This is a genomic window from Caballeronia sordidicola (assembly GCF_000729995.1).
In the GTDB taxonomy this organism is placed as follows: Bacteria; Pseudomonadota; Gammaproteobacteria; order Burkholderiales; family Burkholderiaceae; genus Caballeronia; species Caballeronia sordidicola_A.
Map to the genome: position 1 here is coordinate 119250 of NZ_JNFG01000009.1, position 20413 is coordinate 139662.

General features: G+C 57.8%; 18 protein-coding genes and 4 pseudogenes. 14 read left to right on the top strand and 8 right to left on the bottom strand.

Annotation, left to right across the window (positions count from 1 at the left end; all coding sequences use genetic code 11):
* Positions 1-45 precede the first annotated feature (45 nt).
* The 3 genes and pseudogenes from FH08_RS48300 to FH08_RS53985 all read left to right on the top strand — a co-directional run.
* Positions 46-435: pseudogene (locus FH08_RS48300) on the top strand (tyrosine-type recombinase/integrase); the annotation flags it as partial.
* A 117-nt stretch (positions 436-552) separates the two neighbouring features.
* Entirely contained in the window at positions 553-951 is a 399-nt protein-coding gene (locus FH08_RS0109975; protein ID WP_035565811.1) for a hypothetical protein, read from the top strand.
* Positions 948-1076 carry a hypothetical protein gene (locus FH08_RS53985; protein ID WP_268810826.1) on the top strand — a complete coding sequence of 43 codons (129 nt, stop codon included), beginning with the start codon at positions 948-950 and terminating at the stop codon, positions 1074-1076. The genes FH08_RS0109975 and FH08_RS53985 overlap by 4 nt, the downstream gene beginning before the upstream one ends.
* Here the strand turns inward: FH08_RS53985 and FH08_RS53290 are convergent.
* Both FH08_RS53290 and FH08_RS0109990 read right to left on the bottom strand, forming a co-directional pair.
* A pseudogene (locus tag FH08_RS53290) lies at positions 1029-1361 on the bottom strand (IS4 family transposase); the annotation flags it as partial. The gene FH08_RS53985 and the pseudogene FH08_RS53290 overlap by 48 nt on opposite strands.
* Positions 1362-1564: 203 nt before the next feature.
* Positions 1565-2635: a helix-turn-helix domain-containing protein gene (locus FH08_RS0109990; RefSeq protein ID WP_031358184.1), complete on the bottom strand. Its 1071-nt coding sequence runs from the start codon at positions 2633-2635 to the stop codon at positions 1565-1567.
* Between the two features lie 469 nt (positions 2636-3104).
* Between FH08_RS0109990 and FH08_RS0109995 the strand changes: the two genes are divergently transcribed.
* Entirely contained in the window at positions 3105-3323 is a 219-nt protein-coding gene (locus FH08_RS0109995) for a hypothetical protein (protein ID WP_031358185.1), read from the top strand.
* Between the two features lie 95 nt (positions 3324-3418).
* Here the strand turns inward: FH08_RS0109995 and FH08_RS0110000 are convergent, their stop codons facing one another.
* Both FH08_RS0110000 and FH08_RS51755 read right to left on the bottom strand, forming a co-directional pair.
* Positions 3419-4504: an IS630-like element ISBmu8 family transposase gene (locus FH08_RS0110000; protein ID WP_031358186.1), complete on the bottom strand. Its 1086-nt coding sequence runs from the start codon at positions 4502-4504 to the stop codon at positions 3419-3421.
* A 68-nt stretch (positions 4505-4572) separates the two neighbouring features.
* Positions 4573-5078 (bottom strand): annotated as a pseudogene (locus tag FH08_RS51755) (IS4 family transposase); the annotation flags it as partial.
* Between the two features lie 125 nt (positions 5079-5203).
* Between FH08_RS51755 and FH08_RS51760 the strand changes: the two are divergent.
* Positions 5204-5329 (top strand): annotated as a pseudogene (locus FH08_RS51760) (IS6 family transposase); the annotation flags it as partial.
* A 144-nt stretch (positions 5330-5473) separates the two neighbouring features.
* Positions 5474-5545 (top strand): hypothetical protein, encoded by a 72-nt coding sequence (locus FH08_RS53990; protein ID WP_268810825.1) that lies wholly within the window; start codon positions 5474-5476, stop codon positions 5543-5545.
* A gap of 84 nt (positions 5546-5629) precedes the next feature.
* Here the strand turns inward: FH08_RS53990 and FH08_RS0110015 are convergent, their stop codons facing one another.
* On the bottom strand, positions 5630-6010 hold the full coding sequence (locus FH08_RS0110015; protein ID WP_031358187.1) for a type II toxin-antitoxin system VapC family toxin: 381 nt from the start codon (positions 6008-6010) through the stop codon (positions 5630-5632).
* Positions 6010-6213, bottom strand: a complete 204-nt coding sequence (locus FH08_RS0110020) for a type II toxin-antitoxin system VapB family antitoxin (RefSeq protein WP_031358188.1) — start codon at positions 6211-6213, stop codon at positions 6010-6012. The genes FH08_RS0110015 and FH08_RS0110020 overlap by 1 nt, the downstream gene beginning before the upstream one ends.
* Before the next feature lie 431 nt (positions 6214-6644).
* Here FH08_RS0110020 and FH08_RS0110025 point away from each other — a divergent pair, with 431 nt between their 5' ends.
* The 5 genes from FH08_RS0110025 (at position 6645) to FH08_RS0110045 (ending at position 11435) form a co-directional block, all read left to right on the top strand.
* On the top strand, positions 6645-8048 hold the full coding sequence (locus FH08_RS0110025; protein WP_031358189.1) for an ISNCY family transposase: 1404 nt from the start codon (positions 6645-6647) through the stop codon (positions 8046-8048).
* A gap of 276 nt (positions 8049-8324) precedes the next feature.
* A complete protein-coding gene (locus FH08_RS0110030) occupies positions 8325-8723 on the top strand; it encodes an MbcA/ParS/Xre antitoxin family protein (protein ID WP_031358190.1) in 399 nt (132 codons plus the stop codon).
* Positions 8720-9121: an RES family NAD+ phosphorylase gene (locus FH08_RS48315; RefSeq protein ID WP_235210325.1), complete on the top strand. Its 402-nt coding sequence runs from the start codon at positions 8720-8722 to the stop codon at positions 9119-9121. Before FH08_RS0110030 ends, FH08_RS48315 begins: the two co-directional genes overlap by 4 nt.
* Positions 9122-9317: 196 nt before the next feature.
* Positions 9318-9605 carry a hypothetical protein gene (locus FH08_RS0110040; protein ID WP_051888066.1) on the top strand — a complete coding sequence of 96 codons (288 nt, stop codon included), beginning with the start codon at positions 9318-9320 and terminating at the stop codon, positions 9603-9605.
* A gap of 459 nt (positions 9606-10064) precedes the next feature.
* Positions 10065-11435, top strand: coding sequence for a hypothetical protein (locus FH08_RS0110045; protein WP_031358192.1), 1371 nt, complete (start codon positions 10065-10067; stop codon positions 11433-11435).
* Between the two features lie 922 nt (positions 11436-12357).
* Here FH08_RS0110045 and FH08_RS0110055 read toward each other — a convergent pair.
* Complete coding sequence (locus tag FH08_RS0110055; protein WP_031358193.1) at positions 12358-14094, bottom strand: IS1634 family transposase; 1737 nt, start codon at positions 14092-14094, stop codon at positions 12358-12360.
* A 507-nt stretch (positions 14095-14601) separates the two neighbouring features.
* Complete coding sequence (locus FH08_RS0110060) at positions 14602-15747, bottom strand: integrase domain-containing protein (RefSeq protein ID WP_160172451.1); 1146 nt, start codon at positions 15745-15747, stop codon at positions 14602-14604.
* Positions 15748-17721: 1974 nt separating this feature from the next.
* On the opposite strand from FH08_RS0110060, the gene FH08_RS0110070 reads away from it, so the two are divergent.
* The 3 genes from FH08_RS0110070 (at position 17722) to FH08_RS0110080 (ending at position 20411) form a co-directional block, all read left to right on the top strand.
* Entirely contained in the window at positions 17722-18552 is an 831-nt protein-coding gene (locus FH08_RS0110070) for a hypothetical protein (protein ID WP_031358196.1), read from the top strand.
* A 6-nt stretch (positions 18553-18558) separates the two neighbouring features.
* Positions 18559-19125: a hypothetical protein gene (locus FH08_RS0110075; protein WP_152602784.1), complete on the top strand. Its 567-nt coding sequence runs from the start codon at positions 18559-18561 to the stop codon at positions 19123-19125.
* Between the two features lie 956 nt (positions 19126-20081).
* Entirely contained in the window at positions 20082-20411 is a 330-nt protein-coding gene (locus tag FH08_RS0110080) for a hypothetical protein (RefSeq protein ID WP_051888069.1), read from the top strand.
* Positions 20412-20413: the final 2 nt, after the last annotated feature.

A 20413-nucleotide genomic window follows, 5' to 3' on the forward strand; every position in this document is an offset into this window, starting at 1 on the left:
ACACGTCCATGAGAATCGCTGACACCCATCAAATAGTTGCACGCCAATCCGAACACGCGACGCGCGTATGCGCACGCCGTCGGTGAGTTTTTCGCCTGGTGCGCGCAAGCGGGTGTGACGTCGATTACCGCTGTGCAGCCGCTGCACGTAGCGGCCTGGATCGAACTGCAAACACAAACGCTGTCAGCGCCCACGGTCAAGCAGCATCTCGCCGCGATTCGCCATCTGTTCGACTGCCTCGTGGTCGGCCAGGTCGTACCGCACAATGCGGCCGCATCCGTGCGCGGACCCAGTCATACGACCCGCAAAGGCAAGACGCCCGTGCTCGATGCAACAGAAGCGCGGCAGCTGCTCGACAGCATCGATGTCAGCACACCCATTGGCCCTAGGGAACGGGCATTGATTGCTTTGATGGTGTTTTCGTTCGCGCGGATCCGCGTCTAGACGCGTTGAAGGTCGATCTATAGATTGCCGCCATCCCGGCATTGTGGTTTCTAACTTTCACTTCAAAGCACGATCGCTTTTGCTTCATTGAACACTAGGAGAAGCACGATGACGATGCTCAGTCATGATTGCCGCGTCAGCTTGTATCGAATCATCTGGGAAAGCGGGGAGGGCAGTGTCCAGGTGTTTGCACTCGAATCCACGCGAGATGCCGCGCGGCGGTTTTTTGAAGCGACGATCGCGCTGATCGCCGGGCGGCCTGGCATCGATCTGGAGTTGTACAACCTGGTCTCGTACCGCGACCTGGTCGACAACGGTGTGAGCGAAGACGAAGATCTGCGCGTGTTCGAGATCGGCTCACGTGGCGACATGGTGACCGTATGGGCCTATAAACCGCTCTTTCTGACGACCGACCCGACGCTCGTAGGCAAGTGGGCCGAACTGCAGGCGGAACTCGCCGCGCAGGCCGTACGAGCGGCGATGCGACGCATCGGAGGAAAGCGATGACGCAGCGCATTTTGAAAACCGCGATCGGTGGTCGGGCGGTGACGGCTCTGATGGGCTGGGACAAGCCTCTGCAATATCACTTTATCTCCGCATGGCAAGCACCGGTTGTGCTTGGCACGCACTAGCCAATCGGCCGGCGTGCCCAGTTCGCGCGCGGCACATCATCGCCACCAGATCGGCGTCGCGATCGGCGACGTACACCAGTCGCGTCTGCGGCAGGTCAACGGCCATCCCGGTGACACGTCCGTAGCCTTCGATCCAGCGCGTACACCGTCGGCATCACGCTTTTCACGCGCCCACATCCAGGCATCAAGCACGCCCAGCGCTTCGCGCTCCGGCCTCATAGCATAGATAGGATGCAGGTACATGCTGCATCGTGCTTTGTAGTACAGGGGGCGGCCCACAGAGCTTCTTGGCGGCTATTTTCTGCTCGAAGCCACCGATTTGGGCCCGGTTGCTATAGAACTCAAGAATCTCGACAGGCTGCACGACCGGATTACAGTTCGAAACGACGAATAGACACTACACTCGCTCGGATACTCGGATGTAGTCTACTTGCAGACAGTAGACTGGGAATGTTCGGCTTGGGAACCTTGAACCGATCCCGTCGGCGTTAACGCTGCGGACGGGATCGGCTAGGCTCCAACTTCGTCCTGCTCGACCTGCCGAGTGTCGTGGAGGGAAGTTCGCCAAATTGGTGGAAATAATCTTGCGCAAATCTAGCAAAATGAAAGAACCCCCAGCGCATAGCGATGGCCGTCACCGTGGCGCTTGTACCGCGCGCCGCTTTCAGGGCGCGCCGCGCGCAATTGAGCCGTCGCATCCTCAAGTATGCAAGCGGCGCGACACCGTGAATTTGCAGGAAGCAGCGCTGAAGCGAGGCACGGCTGACTCCCAGCCCCTGGCACAGAGTCATCACCGTCAACGGCTCTTCAGGGCTGCTTTCGATCAATGCTCGCGCCGCTTGGGTGATTCGATGCGCATTACCCAACGGCATCTGAGAGGATCTGGCGGTCGAGTTGCAAAGGATGCGCAGAGTGCGCTCTAGCACGACCTTTTCCAGGTATTCGTGATTCAATCCCTCAAGCTGGCTTGAATCAGGCGAATGTCGAAGCGACATCAAGGTCTCGAGCATGTCGTTTAGATCACTGGAATCAATGCTATCGAACAACAGCGCCTGGCACCCGTCTCCCGCCAGGTCGTAACCCAAGGTGTCGGCTGCTTGTAAAAATCGGTCCTGGCGGATCCGAAAATAGGCGATCTCACTTGGCGGTAAAAGCACTTCGTACTCGTTGTTTCCCGGCAGGTAGGCGACAGTCCCTTGGGAAATTGCATCGAGGTCGCATCGTGCCCGACCTGAGACCGAACGGACGAAGCTCACCGAGCAGTAATCGGGCGGGAAATGTAGCCGCTTCAGCACGGTGCGATTCTGTCGTTCAGCAGCCACGAGTGTGTCTTGAAAACCCAGTTGCTGAAACCGACCGGCAAACGCGCCTCCATCAACCTGGTCATACTCGGTCGGCATCCATTGACGCTGAACGACTGCGGCGTCCTCTGCATCGGTCGTCGCAAGATCCAGCCACGAGAGCCCGACATCGATATCCGCCACGTGCTCCTCCGATGCCTGTTGGGTGACCGCGTCGCCTTGGGCAGCCACATCCACTGATCGGTCGGGTATATCCATGCGTAAATTTCCATGCGTGACTAATTTCGGATATACGAGGGGTAAACAATCAAGTAATTTTCTTCTCGATCAGCAATTATCTCTCGGCTCAACGCTTTGGTGTGCAGCCCGCGATAACCTAGCGTCGCCAAGGGATGAATGCCGTTTATGCCAATATAGTGATGGTCGATTTTTTTCCTGGTTTTGAGCGGTGATACCGGAAGCCATGGAAACAAAGGGATCCAGACCGTAGCCAGCTGGAATTGGTGCGGCAAGCTTAAAGATAGGCAAGTGTAAATATTCACTTTGACGGGGTCGTGGATAACGACATCCCTTTAGGGTCTGTGCTGCCTTCCTCTGGCCGCACGTGCCGCGCATTGCACGAACGGGACCATGCAGTTAGCGACACCGAAACGGTTATCTGTTCCGCGTGTTGCTTCGAACTCGTTCCATAAAAAGCAAAAAATAACATCTACCCGGGGAGTAGTGAATGAATCATCGGCAAATCGAAACGGATATTCTTCATCTGGAGCAGGTAATCAGAAAAATTTCCGCTGATGACCGAATCCCGTTGTCCTACTGGCGTAACCGGGTTGATTTGGTCGCATCCAGTGCGCTTGTGCCCGCGCAGCAATCGCGCATGCAGCGAATCAACGACCGGCTCGAACAGCTTGAGGCCAGCATCGGATTGAACTGCTCGCTGGCTTAAAGCATCTCCTTACACAACTGACGTCGTCGTCGCGTGACAAGCTCAATGTATTTGCGGCGATAGGAACTCCTCTGGGTCTGGGCTAGTGGTCAGCGTCAAACAGATTGCATCTTATTCAGTTTGGCCCTGGCACGCGTGACTTTCGCGAGGATGTCGGAGGCTTTTGCTGTCCAGATGAATGGTTTCGGATGACGATTGTGCTTCTGCACGTACTGTTCGATTGTGCTGACCAATTCGGGTACCGAGCGGAACGCCGCACGTCGCAACTGGTTCACTGATAAGTCACGAAAGAAGCGTTCGACCATGTTGAGCCAAGAGGCACTGGTGGGCGTGAAATGCATGTGGAATCGCGGGTGCTTGGCAATCCATGCCTGTACTTCGGGATGCTTATGGGTTGCATAGTTGTCAGCGATCAAATGCAGCTCCTTGTCCTTGGGCGTGTTGCGATCGATCTTGCGCAAGAAGCTCAGCCACTCCTGGTGACGATGTTTAGTCTGGCACTGGCCAATGACACTGCCATCGAGCGTGTTCATCGCGGCAAACAGCGTCGTCACACCATGGCGCTTGTAATCGTGCGTCATCGTTTGAGCGCGACCTCGCTTGAGCGGCAAGCCCGGCTGGGTCCGATCAAGCGCCTGGATCTGGGACTTCTCATCGCAGCACAGGACCAAGGCGTGCTCCGGGGGATCGAGATACAGCCCGACGATGTCCTCGAGCTTCTCGGCAAAGTGCTTGTCGTTCGATACCTTGAAGCTCTCTAACCGATGCGGCTTGAGGCCATGCGCCTGCCAGATGCGCCGCACGCTCGCCTCACTTATGCCGGCCACCGCTGCCATGCTGCGTGTGCTCCAATGCGTCGCGTTATCCGGACGTTGCTGCGTCGTCAGTGCCACAACGGTCTTGACCTTGCGCGCGGAGATCTTCGGCTTGCGCCCGGGTCGCGTCTCATCCCGCTCGATCCCCGTCACACCGTCAGCTATAAAGCGAGCGCGCCAGCGTGCTACTGTGCCTCGCCAGATAGCCAGGTCCGCACCTATCTCTTTGTCTGTCTTGCCCTGCGCTGCAAGCAAAATCATCTTGGCGCGCTCAGCTAGTCGAACCGGAATCGTTCGGCCAGTAGCCCACGTCTTTAACTGTTTGCGCTGTGCTTCACTTAGCTCAACTTTCGCCGCGATTCGCATGAGTTCTCCCTCCGTATCAAGGAGACTCGTAAATCGCGATTAAGTTGCATTATTTGTGACGCACTACACTAGATCGTTTTCGCACCGGGTTCGCCGTCCCCTTGCGCCCGAGGAATCCGCCCACGCGTGCGATCAGTCGCGACACTTCGTTGAGCTTCGGCTGGGCAGGGCGGCGCACTTTCATGAGCAGGTAGGCACTGCGAATTTCATCTGGATCAAAGAACAGATGCGCGTCCAGATCAGGGCAAGTGCGTTCCTGGCGCATCAGAAGGCCACGCGCCAGGCCGCCACCAGGAACAGCGCCAGCGCTCGCTCAAGCTGTTGGATCGAGCCGAGCTGAAGCGCCTAGACGCGGCAAGTATTCTTCAAGATGTTGAACAATATCTCGATTTCCCAGCGCGCTCGGTACCAGCCAGTCGGCCGGCGTGTCCAGCGCCTGGGCGCGCTCCATCAGATCCGCTTCGCGGTCTGCCACATACACCGGGTGCGTGGACGGTAGACTCGGCGCCATATCGGCAATGCGCTCATAGCCCTCGATCCAGCGCAGACTTTCCTTGAGGCCGCCGCGCTTGCCGGACTAGACAGGCCGCGACGCGGTTGCGTCGATCAATCGGCTAAATCCTCGAGTACAGAGCGGCAAGCGGCGTTTCGCGTGGCGATTCACCAAAAGTCCTAAGGGCTTTTCGGACGGCTTCGTGGCTGTATGTCGCGACGCTCCTCGTATATCTGCGCTACAAGCTCAGCCCGCGCGATCTCGTCGACATGATGGCTGAGCGAGGTTTGTCGCTTGCTCACACGACGATCCTCCGTTGGGTGCCGCGCTATCGGCGCATGCAGCATACTTCCCGGATCCTTTAGCTCAAGCAGTGTGAGCGCGATTGGCTACGATCTGGATAACCAGACCCTTCAAGTGGAGTTTCTCCAATGTACAGATACGCGGGCATCGGTCAGGGCGAATATGAATACTTCATGGGTGCAGACTCTAAGGGAAAGTATTTTGTTGCCAACATCAAGGATCGCTACGCATGTGTGAAACTGTGATCGGCCCCGTCCATTTGGACGAAGCAGGGAATCAAGGGTTTTGGGTGCAGTCTTCGCTGACCGATCCCGATGAGCGACGGGTATTCAATGCGCGTCGCGCGGATAGGCGACGCCGAGTCGGCGCGCGAGCGTCGCGAGCCGGTTGTCCAGCGTCCAGACCTGGGCACCAGGGGTCATCAAGGTCGAGGCCAGCAGCGTCAGGTCGACGCCGCCGCATCCTTGGCCATACAGCCGCTCGGTTTCGATGAACCGCATGACCTCGCTCCATGTCGCTTGCTGTACATGCCGCAGCAGCCCGATGTCGTGGAGGGACCGTGCCCGTGGTGCGGGTGGGGTTCCGCAGGCGAGTTCAAGGAGCACGAGCGGATGGGTAAGCGCCTGATCGGTGCTGACCAGATGAACGAGCGTTTCGTTGCGTCGGCGGAAATGGTCAACCCACACCGAGGTATCGATCAGGACGTTCACTATGCGTCGGTCTCTGGGCGACGTCGTGGAATTTCGCGCATTTCGGGGATGGTACCGCCAAGCATGGCGAGGCGCTTGGCTGCCTGGATGCGGACGAAGGTCTGCATCGCGACCCGGAAAAGATCGGCCTTGTCCGTCCCGGGATCGGCGAGTTCCAGCGCTTCTTGATAGAGCGTGTCATCGATCGTAACGGTGGTTCTCATGGCGGTCGCCTCCTCATTTGATGCATTCAAGCATCAATTGTAGCATCAAACCAGACGGCTAATTGCCCCGTCCGGCGGGTTCGTCATGGCGGCGGCCGGGCGGCGCCAAGATTTCAAGCCACAGTGGCGCCGACGTTGAACCCGTTGACCAGCAGAGGGACTTTTCGGCCCGTTGAACCTCTGCCGGATTCGGGCAAAGAAAGAGCATTTGGCATTCGCTAAGCGCTTGATAATATCGGTGACGAACTAGGGATTCGCGCCCCGGACCTGCGGATTACGATGCCACCCTGTGTGCTTAATTTGACATAATCTTATTTATCAATTTTAAGTATGTCAGGGCTTTTTAGAAATGTCCGGTTCTAGCTAATTAGAAATGTCCGATTCCGTCCTCCTGGCGCACGCTGACAAAGCGCGTCGTCAAGGGGCCGATCATGAATGAGCGTGGCTTTGTCACGGTGAGTATGCGTGAGCTCGAGCGGATCAAAATTATCGCAGCGGTGGCCGAGCATCGACTCAAGGTCGTGCAGGCGGCTGAGCGTCTGGATCTGTGCGAACGGCAAGTGAGCCGATTGGTCCGTCGCTATGAGACCAGCGGTCCTGCCGGACTGGTATCAGGCCGGCGTGGGCAACCAAGCAACCGCGAGTTGCCCATCGATTTACGGGCTCGGGCCATGGCGCTGGTGCGCGAGCGTTACGCGGATTTTGGGCCGACGCTGGCCTGCGAGAAGCTGCGCGAATGTCATGGCGTGGAGCTAGCCAAGGAAACCGTACGGCGCTGGATGCGTGACGCAGGCCTCTGGATTCCGCGCAAGCAGCGCCCGCCCAAGATCCACCAGCCGAGGAACCGGCGTTCGTGCGTGGGCGAGCTGATCCAGATCGATGGCAGCGACCATCGCTGGTTCGAGGACCGGGCGCCGGCGTGCACGCTGCTGGTGTTTATCGATGATGCGACCAGCCGCCTGATGACGCTGCACTTCACCGCGACCGAATCGACCTTCAGTTATTTCGAGGCGACGCGCCAGTACCTCGACACGTATGGCAAGCCCGTGGCGATCTACAGCGACAAGGCGAGCGTGTTCCATTGCAACAACCCGGCGAGCACACCCGGCAAGGGCGTGACCCAATATGGGCGGGCCATGTTCGAGCTGAACATCGACACTTGGTGCGCCAACAGCAGCCAGGCCAAGGGCCGCGTGGAGCGCGCCAACCTGACCTTGCAGGACCGGCTCGTGAAGGAGTTGAGATTGCGCCACATCGACACGAAGGAAACCGCGAACGCCTATGCGCCGCACTTCATCGCTGACTTCAATGGCCGCTTTGGCAAGGTCCCAAAGAGCGCATTCGATGCACATCGGCCACTGCGCGACGACGAAGACCTCGACCTGATTCTGACCTCGCGTGTGCCTCGGCGCGTGTCAAATTCGTTGACGGTTCAATACGACCGGGTGATTTACATGTTGGCCGATACGGTCGAGAATCGAAGCCTGATTCACAAGTATCTGGACGTGTTCGAATACCCCGACGGACGCATCGAAATTCGTGTCAATGGGGCCGCTCTCCCCTACGTCGAATACGACCGCCTGTCGCAGATCGATCAGGGTGCAGAGATCGACAATAAGCGCCTGAGTCACGCGTTGCAGTTGGCTCAGGTGATCCAGGCGCAGCGTGACGACAGGCGTGCATCAGGTTCCCCCTCACGAACCAACCAGGGGCAAGCGCCACGGACGAAGGAGCGTAAAGCGGGGACCAAAAAGCAGCGCGAACTAACACTTGATGACCTGAATGCAGCGGTCTTGAGAACCGCCGAAAGGCGCCTAGCCGCGGTGGGGAAATGACCCTTTTAAGAGAGATTAAACCAGCTGAAACCAGCCTAAAACCCGACATTTCTAATTAGCTGGAGCCCCGACATTTGAACTTAGCGGGGACAAAGTATGTAACGGACTACCTGATAGAGTGATTGAACCCGGATTCAACAACGAGGGCTGCCTTTGCCCTGGCGCTGCGAGTCTGTTTGCGTGAACGTCTGCGCGCCAAACTCCAGATAAACGCCACGAAGTATTGTGCTGTTAAGCTGCTATAATAGTGCAAATGTTGTGCACCAAGGAGTTGAGATGGACCCATCGCTCTCTCAAGCCGTCGGTCATCGCGCAAGCTTCGAGCAGTTCATGGAATCCCTTCGTGACTCGGACTCGCCGGCGTTGTCTGCACGTGCATTTGGACAAGCGCTGAAAATTGACCTGCAAACCTTGGCCCAGCAAGCCCATGTGCACCGAAATACGCTCAGCCGGGCGCCTGGCTCTGAGAGCGTGCAACGGTTCTTGCGCGAGGCTATACGTGTCCTTCGCGCTGCGAGCGATGTTTGCGGCGACGTCGAGCGCGCGATGTTTTGGTATCGAAACGAACCGCTGCCCGTATTTGGCTACAAGACCGCCGAACAGCTCGTCTCCGATGGGCGGGCTGACGATGTGATCCGCTATGTGGTGTCGCTTGAGGCGGGCGCTGCCGGATGATTGTCACCCAGCTTGACCGCATCACCGCCTACCGGGTTCACACGCCAAAGTGGGCTTCGATGCCTTTAAGCGGCGCAGGCGCAGCCACCCACGGTGGCCGCGTCAATCGGCCCGGGATCGAGGCGCTTTACCTCGCGCTCGATGTACAAACGGCCATCGATGAATACAAGCAGGTCTCGACGCTGCTGCCACCGGGTACGTTCGTAACCTATCAGATCAGCGCCGCACCGGTCGTTGATTTTCGTGAAGGGTTTAACGCGCGCGAATGGGACCCGCTCTGGGAGGATTTCTATTGCGATTGGCGCGCGTTGTGGTTCAACACTCGGATTGAACCGCCCAGTTGGGTGATTTGGTGCTCAGTGCCGGGGCCAAAGGTATTCTTTTCAATTCACGCGTAGCCTCAACGGGCACCAACCTTGTGCTCTACCCGAGCGTGTTGAACGAGGCCGATACACTGTCGGTGTTTGATCCTGCCGGCGCACTTCCGAAAAACCAAACGTCGTGGGAATAATTGTTCGTGATCTTGGATCGCCCAGTTGGCATATCCTTAGAATGCCGCGGCGCGTCGTCTATCAATCAAGTTGAGAGGGCTCTGTGAACAAACTGTCCGATGAGTTGACCCGTGTTCTCGCGGAAGCCGGCGAAGGGCTCAAGGCACTACAGGAGGACGTCATCACGACCGGCTTCGATCCGGACGATCCGGTGAGTGTCGAAGCCGCCATTCAGCACGTGGAAGACACGATCGACGCGAAGGTTGCGCGTTTTTACGGCAACGCGTTGGTCAGGGAAGCGGCGAACCAGATCAAAGCCGAGTGTCGCGCGAATATCCTCCAACAGGTGCAGTCCGCAGGCACGAATCGCGGCGCGCGGACTCTGCATTAACCAATGGCGGCCGTTTCGAAATTAACGCGCGATGCAACACGCGTCATGCTCAACGGATTGCCGAGAGAAAAGCCGCCGAGGAATTAGGCTCTTCCATAGATTTTGCGATTTCATTCGGGGAGATTTGCTTAGTCGCTAGACTTTCCGAATGCGTCCCTGAGGACTGAGTTCACAAGCTTGGAAGTCGCGTCTTCTCACGCTCAAGCTCCTTCCTGACCAACCTCACTTCGCGTTGTACGGCACATTCGGCACTTATGAGCAGTTCGCCCAAGCGTAGAGATCCTCGCCGTTCGAATCTTCGCTGAAGGTTATCGCTATATGGTGACATGCGTGGCCAGCTTCACCGCGCGCTGGACCGATGGGAAGATCGCACGCGGCCTCTCAACAACGGCGGCACCGCTTCGTGCTCGCCTATAATGCGCGAACTGATAGTGATTTCACGGCGGGGAGCCCCACTTTATGAGTCAAGCACACGGGCGATACTCGGGATCTCGAGACAAAGGCCAGCGTCAATCGCGCCAACCTGCAAAAGCGACATCCCACCGACAGAACAAGCCATACGTAAAAGCTCCACCTACTCGAGACCCGGCCCACACGGCGTCCATTTTCAAAACACGTTCGTTTAAGTTGTTGGTAGATGCAGTGGGCGCGGAGAACATCGCACTGGGACTCGACTCCAACTTAACGCGCGTAGCCGAATTGGTGAATGGCGAGAGATTCACACCTGAGACAGCCTTTCATATCGAAACGACGCTTGGGCTACCCGATGGGTTTTTCGATCAGCCCAATCCTGTCCTTACACCCGAGACCATTGGGCGCTTGAGGTCACCACTTGACTTCATTCATGCGAACGCCGAACCGGAAATTGCGTACGAGCAAGTATTGAAGCCGGCTTCTGTTACACAGGCCAATCAGCACTCTACCCTCACCGATCGCTTGCCCAGAGAATCAGAAATGCCAAAGAAGACAAATGGTGGGTCGCCAAGGACCGTCGCGAAGAGCAACACTACGGCGGCGAAGCCTGCCACAGCAACCCCACTGAAATCGGCACCTGCGAAAGTCAAAGCGTCTTCAAAGTCGGGGGCTCAGCAAACCTTGCCGTTGAACGACGTCGCCGCTTTGGAAAACATTCGTCGCGCCAACTTGCACGTGCTCACGTCCCGCAAAGGATCGAAGGTGCGGCTCGGCGCAGTGATGGAAATCAGCGACTCCAACATGGCCAATCGTTTCTATGGACAGAAACGTATGGATGATGCTGAAGCAAACCGGTTCACCGAACGTCTTGGTTTGCCGACTGGCTGGTTGGACGCTCCGCGTTCAGTCACGGACGTCCCTGAGTCGGTGTCGGATTTGCTTGTTCCCCCGTCGCGTCGCCACGCATCCGATCAGCAAGAACTGCCGCCCGCGATTGAGCCAAAAGCGACAGCGGCGAAGAAGCCTGCGGGTACGAAGGCAAAAAATGCGGGTACTCGACTCGCCCTACTCCCTGATGCGAATGGCACAGGCGGTCCAACAGGCGTCGCGGCTGAGACGAACGTGGTCATGGGGCAACTAAACCAAGCGGCCCCATCCGCTGCCGATCCCGTGACTCGGCAAACCGTTGATAACGATGTCTTGACCTCCACCGCCCGTCAGCAGTTCGCCCCAGCCCCCGTAACGCGGATCATCACGGAGCCGCACCGTCTCACTTCGGCAACCGGCTCGGACGATCTACAAGGGATTGAACCGATAGCGGAAGCGCTGATAAAGACACTCGCGGGCAAAGCACGTACTGGTCGCCTAGATGAAATGAAAGCCTTGGAACTATTGCGACAAATCGTGTTGCTCTGATTTGAATCGACATCGCAATTGACATCACCGATTCGGACGCTTTGGGAGACTCACTGTGATAGCCCGCGTCATGTTGCATGGTGCCCGCAAACCGCTCAAGTTCGCAGCCGGGTTCGCATACCGCAATCAAGATGCTGTCTTTGTGCACGTCAGATCCGACAACTTGAGAACCTAGTCCATGGCCCATTTCCTGAAGGCCGGTTCCTGGCTCGTCCAGGCAGATGTGGCTTGGCACCTCTCGGTGCGCAACCCCACGATATCCGAGACAAGCTCTCGCGTCGTTCACTCAGCAGCGACCATTGTGTCTAGGCGCCGTTTGCATCGTCTGCGAATTCGACACGGTTACGGGCCGCCGCCTTGGCTTTATTGAATGCGCGATCGGCCCAAACGATCGTATCGTCAACCGACGGGCCTAAGCGGCGACTCGCGACGTTAGCCGAGAACGTAAAGTGCATGTCTCCTTTCTCGCTTGTGACACTTATCACGGCGATGCGCTCACGTAGTCTCTCCATCGTTTCCAACGCGTGAGTGTTAACAAATCAGAACGGTGCAAACGCACGTTTTAGCCCGTGAAATGGCTGCTGGAACAAGATTCAACGAATTCGCGTAACGCGAAATCACCGACTAATCCTACCCCGCCACGTACGGGTTTTGGTCCGGTGTCTCTGTCCACCTGTGGGCGTGCCGAAGGGTCTAGGGCGGCGAGCCGCCGCTTACTTCGGCCGCACCTGATAGCTCACAGCGCCCTCGCAGCTAGCAAGTGCAGCGCGATGGATAAGTTCGCGCCCTACACTATCAATTGTGAAATCTTTGTTCGCTCAAGGCGAAGTCTTGTTTCCTTAGTCCGAAGTTCCGCGATGAGGGAGACGAGTTTTCTTTGTGATTCAAGGGTTCGGCTGGAAATCGGGGTTCGGTTTTCTGTCTACGGGCGGATCGTTTGGACGAGGGCGAGAGCACGTTCGTGCCTGGGCTCGGGGTTAGTGGTGATTTCGAAAGTGGGTGCGTCGGGCCCGGCGTTTGGCGTGCGGCAGGTATTGCGCACGAGGTTGGCGAGCTCGGCCATCAAGGTGGCGAAGCTGTGTGCTGGCGTGCCGTCGCTGAGGCAATGGGTAGCGGCCTTGGCCTGTGCCGACGCGGATCGCTGGGCTGGCGCCACCGGGTCGCGCGTGGCCTTGGCCTGCTGCTCGGTATCGGCGAAGGTCAACTCGCGCCATGCCTCACGCAGGTGCCACTCAACGTAGTAGGCGAGCATGCACAGGAAGATGTGCGCGCGTACCCGATCGGCCTTGCGGTGGTGGATCGGGCGCACCTTCAGGTCGATGGTCTTGATCGAGCGGAAGGCCCGCTCGACGTTAGCCAGCGACTTGTAGTTGCGCACGCACTCGGGCGCATCCATCTGCGTGGCGGGCACGGAGGTGCGAACGATGTACAGGCCGTCAAGCGCCGCCTCGCTGGCGAGGCCGTCTTGCTTGCGCGCCCAACTCAGGGCTGCGTCAGCGATGCTCAGATCGAAGTGCTTGGCCACCTTGTACTGATTGATGATCTTGCCCACCCGCACACCGATCGCGTCCTGCCCACTGAGCTTACCCGCGTCCACGCGGGCCTTGATCTTCTCGAGGTGGCGCTCGGTGGCCGCCAACAGCTCCTCACGCTTGTGCGCGCGCAACCGGGCCAGCGCTTCATTGCGGCAGGCCACCAGGCGCTCACCGGGGTAGTCCGGCGAGCTCAGCTCGAGCAGATTGCGCTCATCGAACAAGTCCATCTGAAGATGCCCCTGCTCGAGCAGCGCACGGATCGATGCGCTCTTGAGGGCCGTGATCCAACCGATGCCGTCGGTCTCGCGCATCTCATCGATGGCCTTCTGCGAGACCATCCCCCGATCACCGACCATGACCATGCGCTCGATGCCGAAGTCCTCGCGCAACTTGTGCACCGCGGGCATGAAGGTGCGGCTGTCGGCCGTGTTGCCCTCGTGCACCGACACCGCCACCGGGCAGCCACGTGCATCGGTGAGCAAGCCGTAGTTGACCTGCAGCAGGCCCTTCTTGCCGTCGCGGTTGTAGCCGAGCTTGGCCAGCTCGCAAGTGGTGCCCTCAAAGTAGCTCGACGACAAGTCGTAGAGCACCAAGCCACCATCGCACAGATGGCGCGAGGCTAGCTTCTTCTGGATCGCGTCCTGGCGCTCGAGCAGCCAGTCCATGGCGGCGTACAGATCGTCCTCATTGGCATCTGCCACGCCGAAGTCTTCAGCCAGCGTCGTGGTGTGCCACCAGCGGGTGGTGGCGAGCTTCGTGTGGGGTGCCACGATGCGCGAGGCAACCATGGCCAGCGCCAGCTCACGCTCGCGACAGGGCTTAGAGGCGATCAACGAGGCGAGCCCCAGGCGCTGCATCGCCATTGCCACGGCCTGCACATGGCCGTGCGGACGCGAGCGCGTGATCTCGAAGGCCTGTGACAGAGGCACAAAGGTCTCGCCCTGCAGCGAGCGACGGATGATCTCGATCAGCGGCTCGGGCAGGTGCGAGATGTTGCCCAGCGTCTCGTTCTTGACGGTGCCGCCCTCGCGGTAGCTGCGCCGCAGCAGGTGCGTGCGGTAGACCCGATCCTTGTACTTGCGGGTCGTAGTGACGACGTGAGCGGTGCCAGTTCGTGCTGTCATGCACTTAAATATAGGCGAATTCAATAAAAATTCAAATATTTTAGTGACTACAGATTGAACTCAAAAAAGACCGCTCTCCGGACAAAATCATCAGCACCGACAGGTACTTGCCGTCATCCATGGGACTACAAAATGGACTGAACTCCCGCTTAGTCGTTGGGTTCAACAGCGAAATCACGATCCGTTGGAAAATCATCCTAGCAGTTCCAGGGCTATCCTGACGCAATTTGATGGTCACGGCCGGCCTTTCGGATACGTTCGCGTCACTCTACCCTTTAGCGCATCGAGGAGCGAGTGAATGATTGGACGTACCCCCAGCCGCACTTCTTGGGCCTTTTACTTTTTGCGCCGCCTGAGGAACCACGAGAGAGGTTCCTCAGGCGGCAATTTGCCTTGACGCGCATCCAGTACTTTTGACTTGCCGGTCGACCGTTCTGCTTGAATGGACGACTGTGGACTGTCTGGGGCCACGCCAGACGATGAAGAGGGCGATCCCTCCAGGCGGCCCTACGACAAATCGTTACCGGCAGCAACCGAAACTTCCGGATCCGCAGGCACTCCAATCACCGTGTTTCCCGGCGCCGATGGGGCGGCGTGTTTTGCTGCCTCCGCGGCCTTCTTCTCCTGCCGTGCCTGAGCCATGCCGCCCACGTACGCGCCAAGAATCTGAATGCGGCTATGACCGAGGTCTTCGCTCAACTGTGCGAGGATGCGGTCCTGATCCTCCTTGGGCATCTGGTCTGCGGTTCCGCCGAGCGTCGCCGGCAACATGCCCTTCAGCATCATGCCGTCTTCTGTGAACTGTGCGCGGAGTCCATGACCGCACACGTTTGCGAGCTCCTTGGTGATCCCGATCTTGCGCAGGCAGTAGTAGTAGTGATCGATGTTGGACTCGAGCGTCGATTCCTTTCCGTGTGCGTTCTTGCTCCAGCCGAGGTACCCGCGCTTCGTGGTAATGCGCTTCAACCCATCCAGCACCATGCGCTGCTCCATGCAACGAATTTCAAGGAACCGGTCGCGACCGCCCTTCGGGCCGTCGCTGCCGTAGACCTTCAGCCCATTGCGGTGATCTGCCTTGTGAGGCTTCAGGCAAAGTGCTTCCTGCACGCGCAAGCCAAACGCCAGTTGAGTGAGCAGTATGTACCCGAAGCGTTCGTCTTCCAGAAATGCCTCCTCGATCTTGGCCTGGACATCAATGCCAGATTCGGCCCACGAGGGCGAGACCTTCTTCATTGCCGATATCCGCAGATCCTTAGCCGGGACATCTGGAAGGTAGTCCGCCATTGTCTTGACCATCCCTTCTTTCCCGATCCACGTGGCGAATTTCCGCCAGACCGATAAGTCCCCGGCAATGGTTTTCGGTGCCTTTTGCTGCACGTACCACCAGTGATGCACCATACGGGCGATGTGTCTCTCACCCAAGTTGTACGGATTCTTGATGTGCATCCCCAGCTCGCCGTGGAGCAGTTTCATACCTGCTTCGAGCACAATCGAGTTGTGCTCTTTCGTGCGGTGCGACGCGACTTTTCCGTTGACGCGGGTCCCCCCATATTGGTTGATGATCCCTTGGAGAATGGCTTTCCAGCCAGTCTCCGCAGGTTGGCCATCTGGGCGAAATCCTTCAACCGGGGGCAGTTGGTTCTTCGTCGACATCTTCAACTCCACATTGTGAAATATGGGCATCGGCGTGGTGCCGCTACCCGTTGCGGTCGCAACCATTCCCGCCGCGATACGCATAGCTACGCATCCACCTCAGCGTGGAGGTGTTCGCCTAGCGCACAAAACGCAGAAATGCCTGCACCGGTATCACCGTCCCAGTTCTCGCTCTGGTCTGGTTTCGCCCGACCTGTACTACTTCGGGCATGGAGAGCCGGTTTGCTCCCGCATTTCACATCGTGGTGGACGGGCCCGTGGAGGCGGGTGTCTTAAAAACGTGCGATTCGGCGTGCGGCTCCAGTCCAACTGCTCCAGCACTTCCGCCCCAGCCTTACGGGTGTGGGGTTACCTAGTCCGAGAGAGATTCTTGGACAGGTGCCGGCCCTTTAGAGGGGAGCCACGCCTACATCCTCCCGCTGGCATTGATAGCCGCGAGTTCGGTGCGATGGGATGTGCATCGGTTAATGATCCTGCCTCAGCAGGCGGGGCCCTCCGCGACTCGCCATGGCTGGCGATATCTCGGCCCGTCGCGGGGGACGGCAGAAGCCTCTTATCTCGGGATAGTTCCAGCGGTATGCGAAGCGTGTCTGTCGTGGCGCAGTCTTGACAACCGCCCGCTCGTCCGCACTGGGTAAGGGGTTTGCCTTACCTCTGTCTGGAACTGTTGATGAACTACCCTTGCTTCAAAAAAAACGCCGAGCGGCGTTTTGGACATTCACTTCATGCGTGCAGAGGCAATGGCTTGCGCTAAACACGGGTGGACCACGGGGCGGCGACCTGATCGAGTTCAGATCCCCTCATGCCGCAGAGCGGCGCACAAACCGGTTCGGACGGGTCGCGCAGATGGCAGACGCGTGCGATGGCTGGAGTAAATCACAGGTGTCCTACCTTTGCAAGCTGGGAAAAAGGCTCACTTCGGCGTCACTTTCAGAATATATCGCGCCACCAAAACTTTGAGAATAGCAACAACCTGATGATATTCCTGATGCCCCTGAAACGAGCCCTGAATAGAGACCTGATGCGAGACCTGAGGCCCTTGATAGCAGCCCTGATTAGAGTCCTGATGTCCCTGATACCAGCCCTGATGATAGACCTGATGCTCCTGATGCCATCCCTGTCGGCTCTGATGCTAGCCCGGATGACAACCCTGATACACCCAGCCGTGCGGACCAACATGTCGCCGCCAATCCTGCGTGGGGCAGGCATGTTGCGGGCGAGCGCTAAAGGCGGAAGAACAACCCAACACCGCAATTCCTTGAGAATTGGCTACCTATGGACGTCCACGATTATTTGAAGCGAACGGCAGCGCGGGTCGATAGCAAACTGGCTCCGCACATAGAGGACCTTCGCGTCCTCTATGTCGCCGATGCGTCATTCAATACGATGCGCAAGTACCTTGGTGACGTACATGGAGTGACCGTCACCGTCCAGTCCATATGGGAGTTTTGCAAGCGTCACTTTTCGAAGGAAACCCGTCCCACTAAGGGGGACAAAAATCATTCTGCGTCGCCATTAGAACCGCCTACTGTAATCACGTCTTCGCCACACCAAGGCGCGACTCCTTTTATTCGTGGAGCTGGAGAGGAGACAGGGTTCACTCGGACCTCGGGAGAACAAGGTTCATTGCCGCGACAGTTGCAAGAACAGGCTCCCGAGCAGGGACCTGCCGAATTGCCGAGCCATGAAAGCCAGGGTCCTTTCCCAAATGACGCATCAGAAACACCTGCATTTCAGCCCACTCCGCACGGACAGGCTCCTAACATTGAGCAGTCGCAGCCTCGCGCCCGAGACGCTAGCAAGCTCATGGCATTCTTGTCTGCGCCGGCAATGCCACGGCGCTCTGAAACGGAATCGCAAGAACTCGACGAACGGTCCGAGGCACTTAAAGCAGCGGATCGGCAGCAACGACGCGAACAACCTCGCTAGCGCCTGATGGGCGCGCGGCAATCAACCATTGATGAGGAAGAAAGTATGTCAGAACCGACTCTGGTCGCCCCCACGTCTGCCGAAAGTACCCAGGCGCCGACATCGCCCATTAAGACCTCTCTTGCGGTGCCCGCCCTTCCTCTCACTCCGATTCGAATTCTCCTCCTTGCACAGGTAGGAACGATCGGCAAAAGCACGGTTGGTGCTGTTGTGCTGCACCCGCACCTCAACGGCTCCTTCTATTCGATTGAGTCCTTCAACCAGGACGCTGCGCGGTATGGAATTAAGGTGCAGCGCTTTCTGGCCGAGCAGGATGACCTGAGAGACTTCCAAAAAGCGCTTACAAACGACCCACACAACGCAGTCATCGACATCGGACAGTCCGCTCTGGACGTATTCCTCAAGCGGATGGCCGTCGACCGAATGGTGGAAGACTTCGACTACGTCGTCTCGGTTGCCGACACCACTGATCGCGGGCAAGATGAAGCCATCAATGCATGGGAGCAGTTGATGGCCCTCGGTTTTGCGCCAGAACAATACCGTCTCGTTCTAAACCGCTCTCAGCCAAAGAAGTTAATTACGGCACAATACTCTCGGCTTTTCGCATACAAAGAACAGCATGAGGAATTTTGGATTGACCCAGCTTGCATCCTGCCAGACCTGAACGTCTTCAATGAAATGGCGTCCCAAGGGGTTTCGTGGAACGACGCTCTCAGTCCAGGGATCGACTTTCTGACGCAGTCGCGTCAGCTTCGTCACAACGGCCGTGAAAAGGAAGCTGCGAAAGCCGCTGAGCGAGCCTTGCTGCAGAAGTGGGCCAGAGGGGCAGCTGTCTTCACCGAAGCAGCCTTCGAAGCGCTTGATATTCCCATCTAGATCACCATGAACGGACCGTTGCGGTTGGCGCACGATCAGCCTCTTACAGTCGAAGGGGCGAAATTGTATCTTGTGCTGGAAGAGGTGGATCGCATTGTCGTTACCCTCCAGACTCTTCACGATGCCACCATCCAAAGGGAGACGGACCGGCAAGATGCCACCCTTGCAGCGCAGCGGGGCCACTCGATCGCGGAGAAGGCTTTGGCCGCCTCCATTTCGAAGGCAGTCATCCTCAATATATACGCCGAGCTGACGCCTCTACTCAAGGAAGATCTCAAGGAAGAGAGGGAGAGAAACGCTGCCGCGTCATCAGCGCTAGCAAAAGAGATGACGTCCTCCGCCACTGGAATCATCAGGGACAATGCGGCGGTGATCGCCGACGCGGTCGCTGGCAAGCCGCCTCTGCCGCCACTACCACCTGAAGACGCGCGACTCTTGGAAAAGGCAACGGGGCACGCGATCAGATGTCTGGCTGAAGCGAAGCGGTTTATGGTCTCCGCGACGCATCCTCTCGTATGGTTCACCTGCTGCGTCGTGCTGTACGCCGCAGCACACTCTCTCAAACTCTGGTAGTCCCAATCCCGGGTTCCCTTAGCGGAACCCTCGTACCGTCCACTGCATATCCGCTCGCCGCCATTCGGGAATCCCCGTTAGGGGTCTTGCACACGTACCTAACATCCAATCATAAGCGCCGCTTTGTCGCACAGTGCGACAAAGCGCTTCGCTAACTCATTGATTTTGTTATCCCCGCCACCCCCCCTGCTACTCCATTTCTGCCGCGACCTGAAGGGCAGGCCGTTTGCTCGACTGTTCTCTGAACCCGCTGGAGCGCCCCAAATTCAGCACTAAAAAAACCCTAAATTCCCGTCGCATTTGTCCGATAGGTGAAAGAGCAAGGATTCGGACCGCTTCTTCGCTCGCGCAAGCCGCGGATTCCGAATGCCGGTTTGAAACTCACCGTTTTCGATTCTTGGGTGCCCAGGTCGCGTGGCACTCTGGTTAACCACAACACTTTCAGCATTTGGGAGAGCGACAAATCGCTCACAGAAGTCACTCAGTTTCCCAGACGGGCGACAAAATGTCAGAGAGCATGTCGACACCGGGCGCAAAAAATACGTTAGGCCCTTCTCTCCCGGCGCATTGAGCAGTTGAACCAAGAACACTGATCAAACAGTATGTAGAGGAACTCGATGATGCTGGCGGTGATAACCCTGGTTATCGCGGTAACCTGCCTACCTGTTTCTTGTGGTTGCGGCTCAGCCCGGGGCCATCGGCGCAGACCGAGCAGTCAGCGCGCCCGGAAATGGTATGGCGATCCTGAACGGAGCGAACGGCGCACGCCCAGGGCGATCTACAACGAGGCGATGACTCAAGGAAAACTTCGATGTCCGGTCGTCGGTGGGTAATTGACGCCGCCGCTCTTTCCGCCTGCGCGACCGCTGTTGAGCGCCTTTTGGTTTAGGTGATGTCGCCGATTTAGCTGTGCAGCTAATGCTATCGAATTGTTCCCCCAGACAGGACTACGGAACATGGCACTTTCTGCGCGTGACATCGAGGAAATCTCCGGGCACTTCGCAGCGCTGACGGCGAAGGTGCCCCTGCGCCCCATCACGGACGACCGTGAATATCACGAGGCGGTACGGGCTCTCAATGCGCTGCTTGATGCCGGCGGGGCCGATGAAAAACATCCAGTTGCCCCGCTTGTCGACCTGCTGGGAGACTTCATTGGAGCCTATGAGAATGTCCACTACAGGCTGCCGGACATCTCTTGCTACCTTTGCACATATCGCGCGGTTGACCCTCGGACCACCAACTATTGCCGTCCTTATCTCGGTTACGATCGGAATCTGTCTGTGTGAGT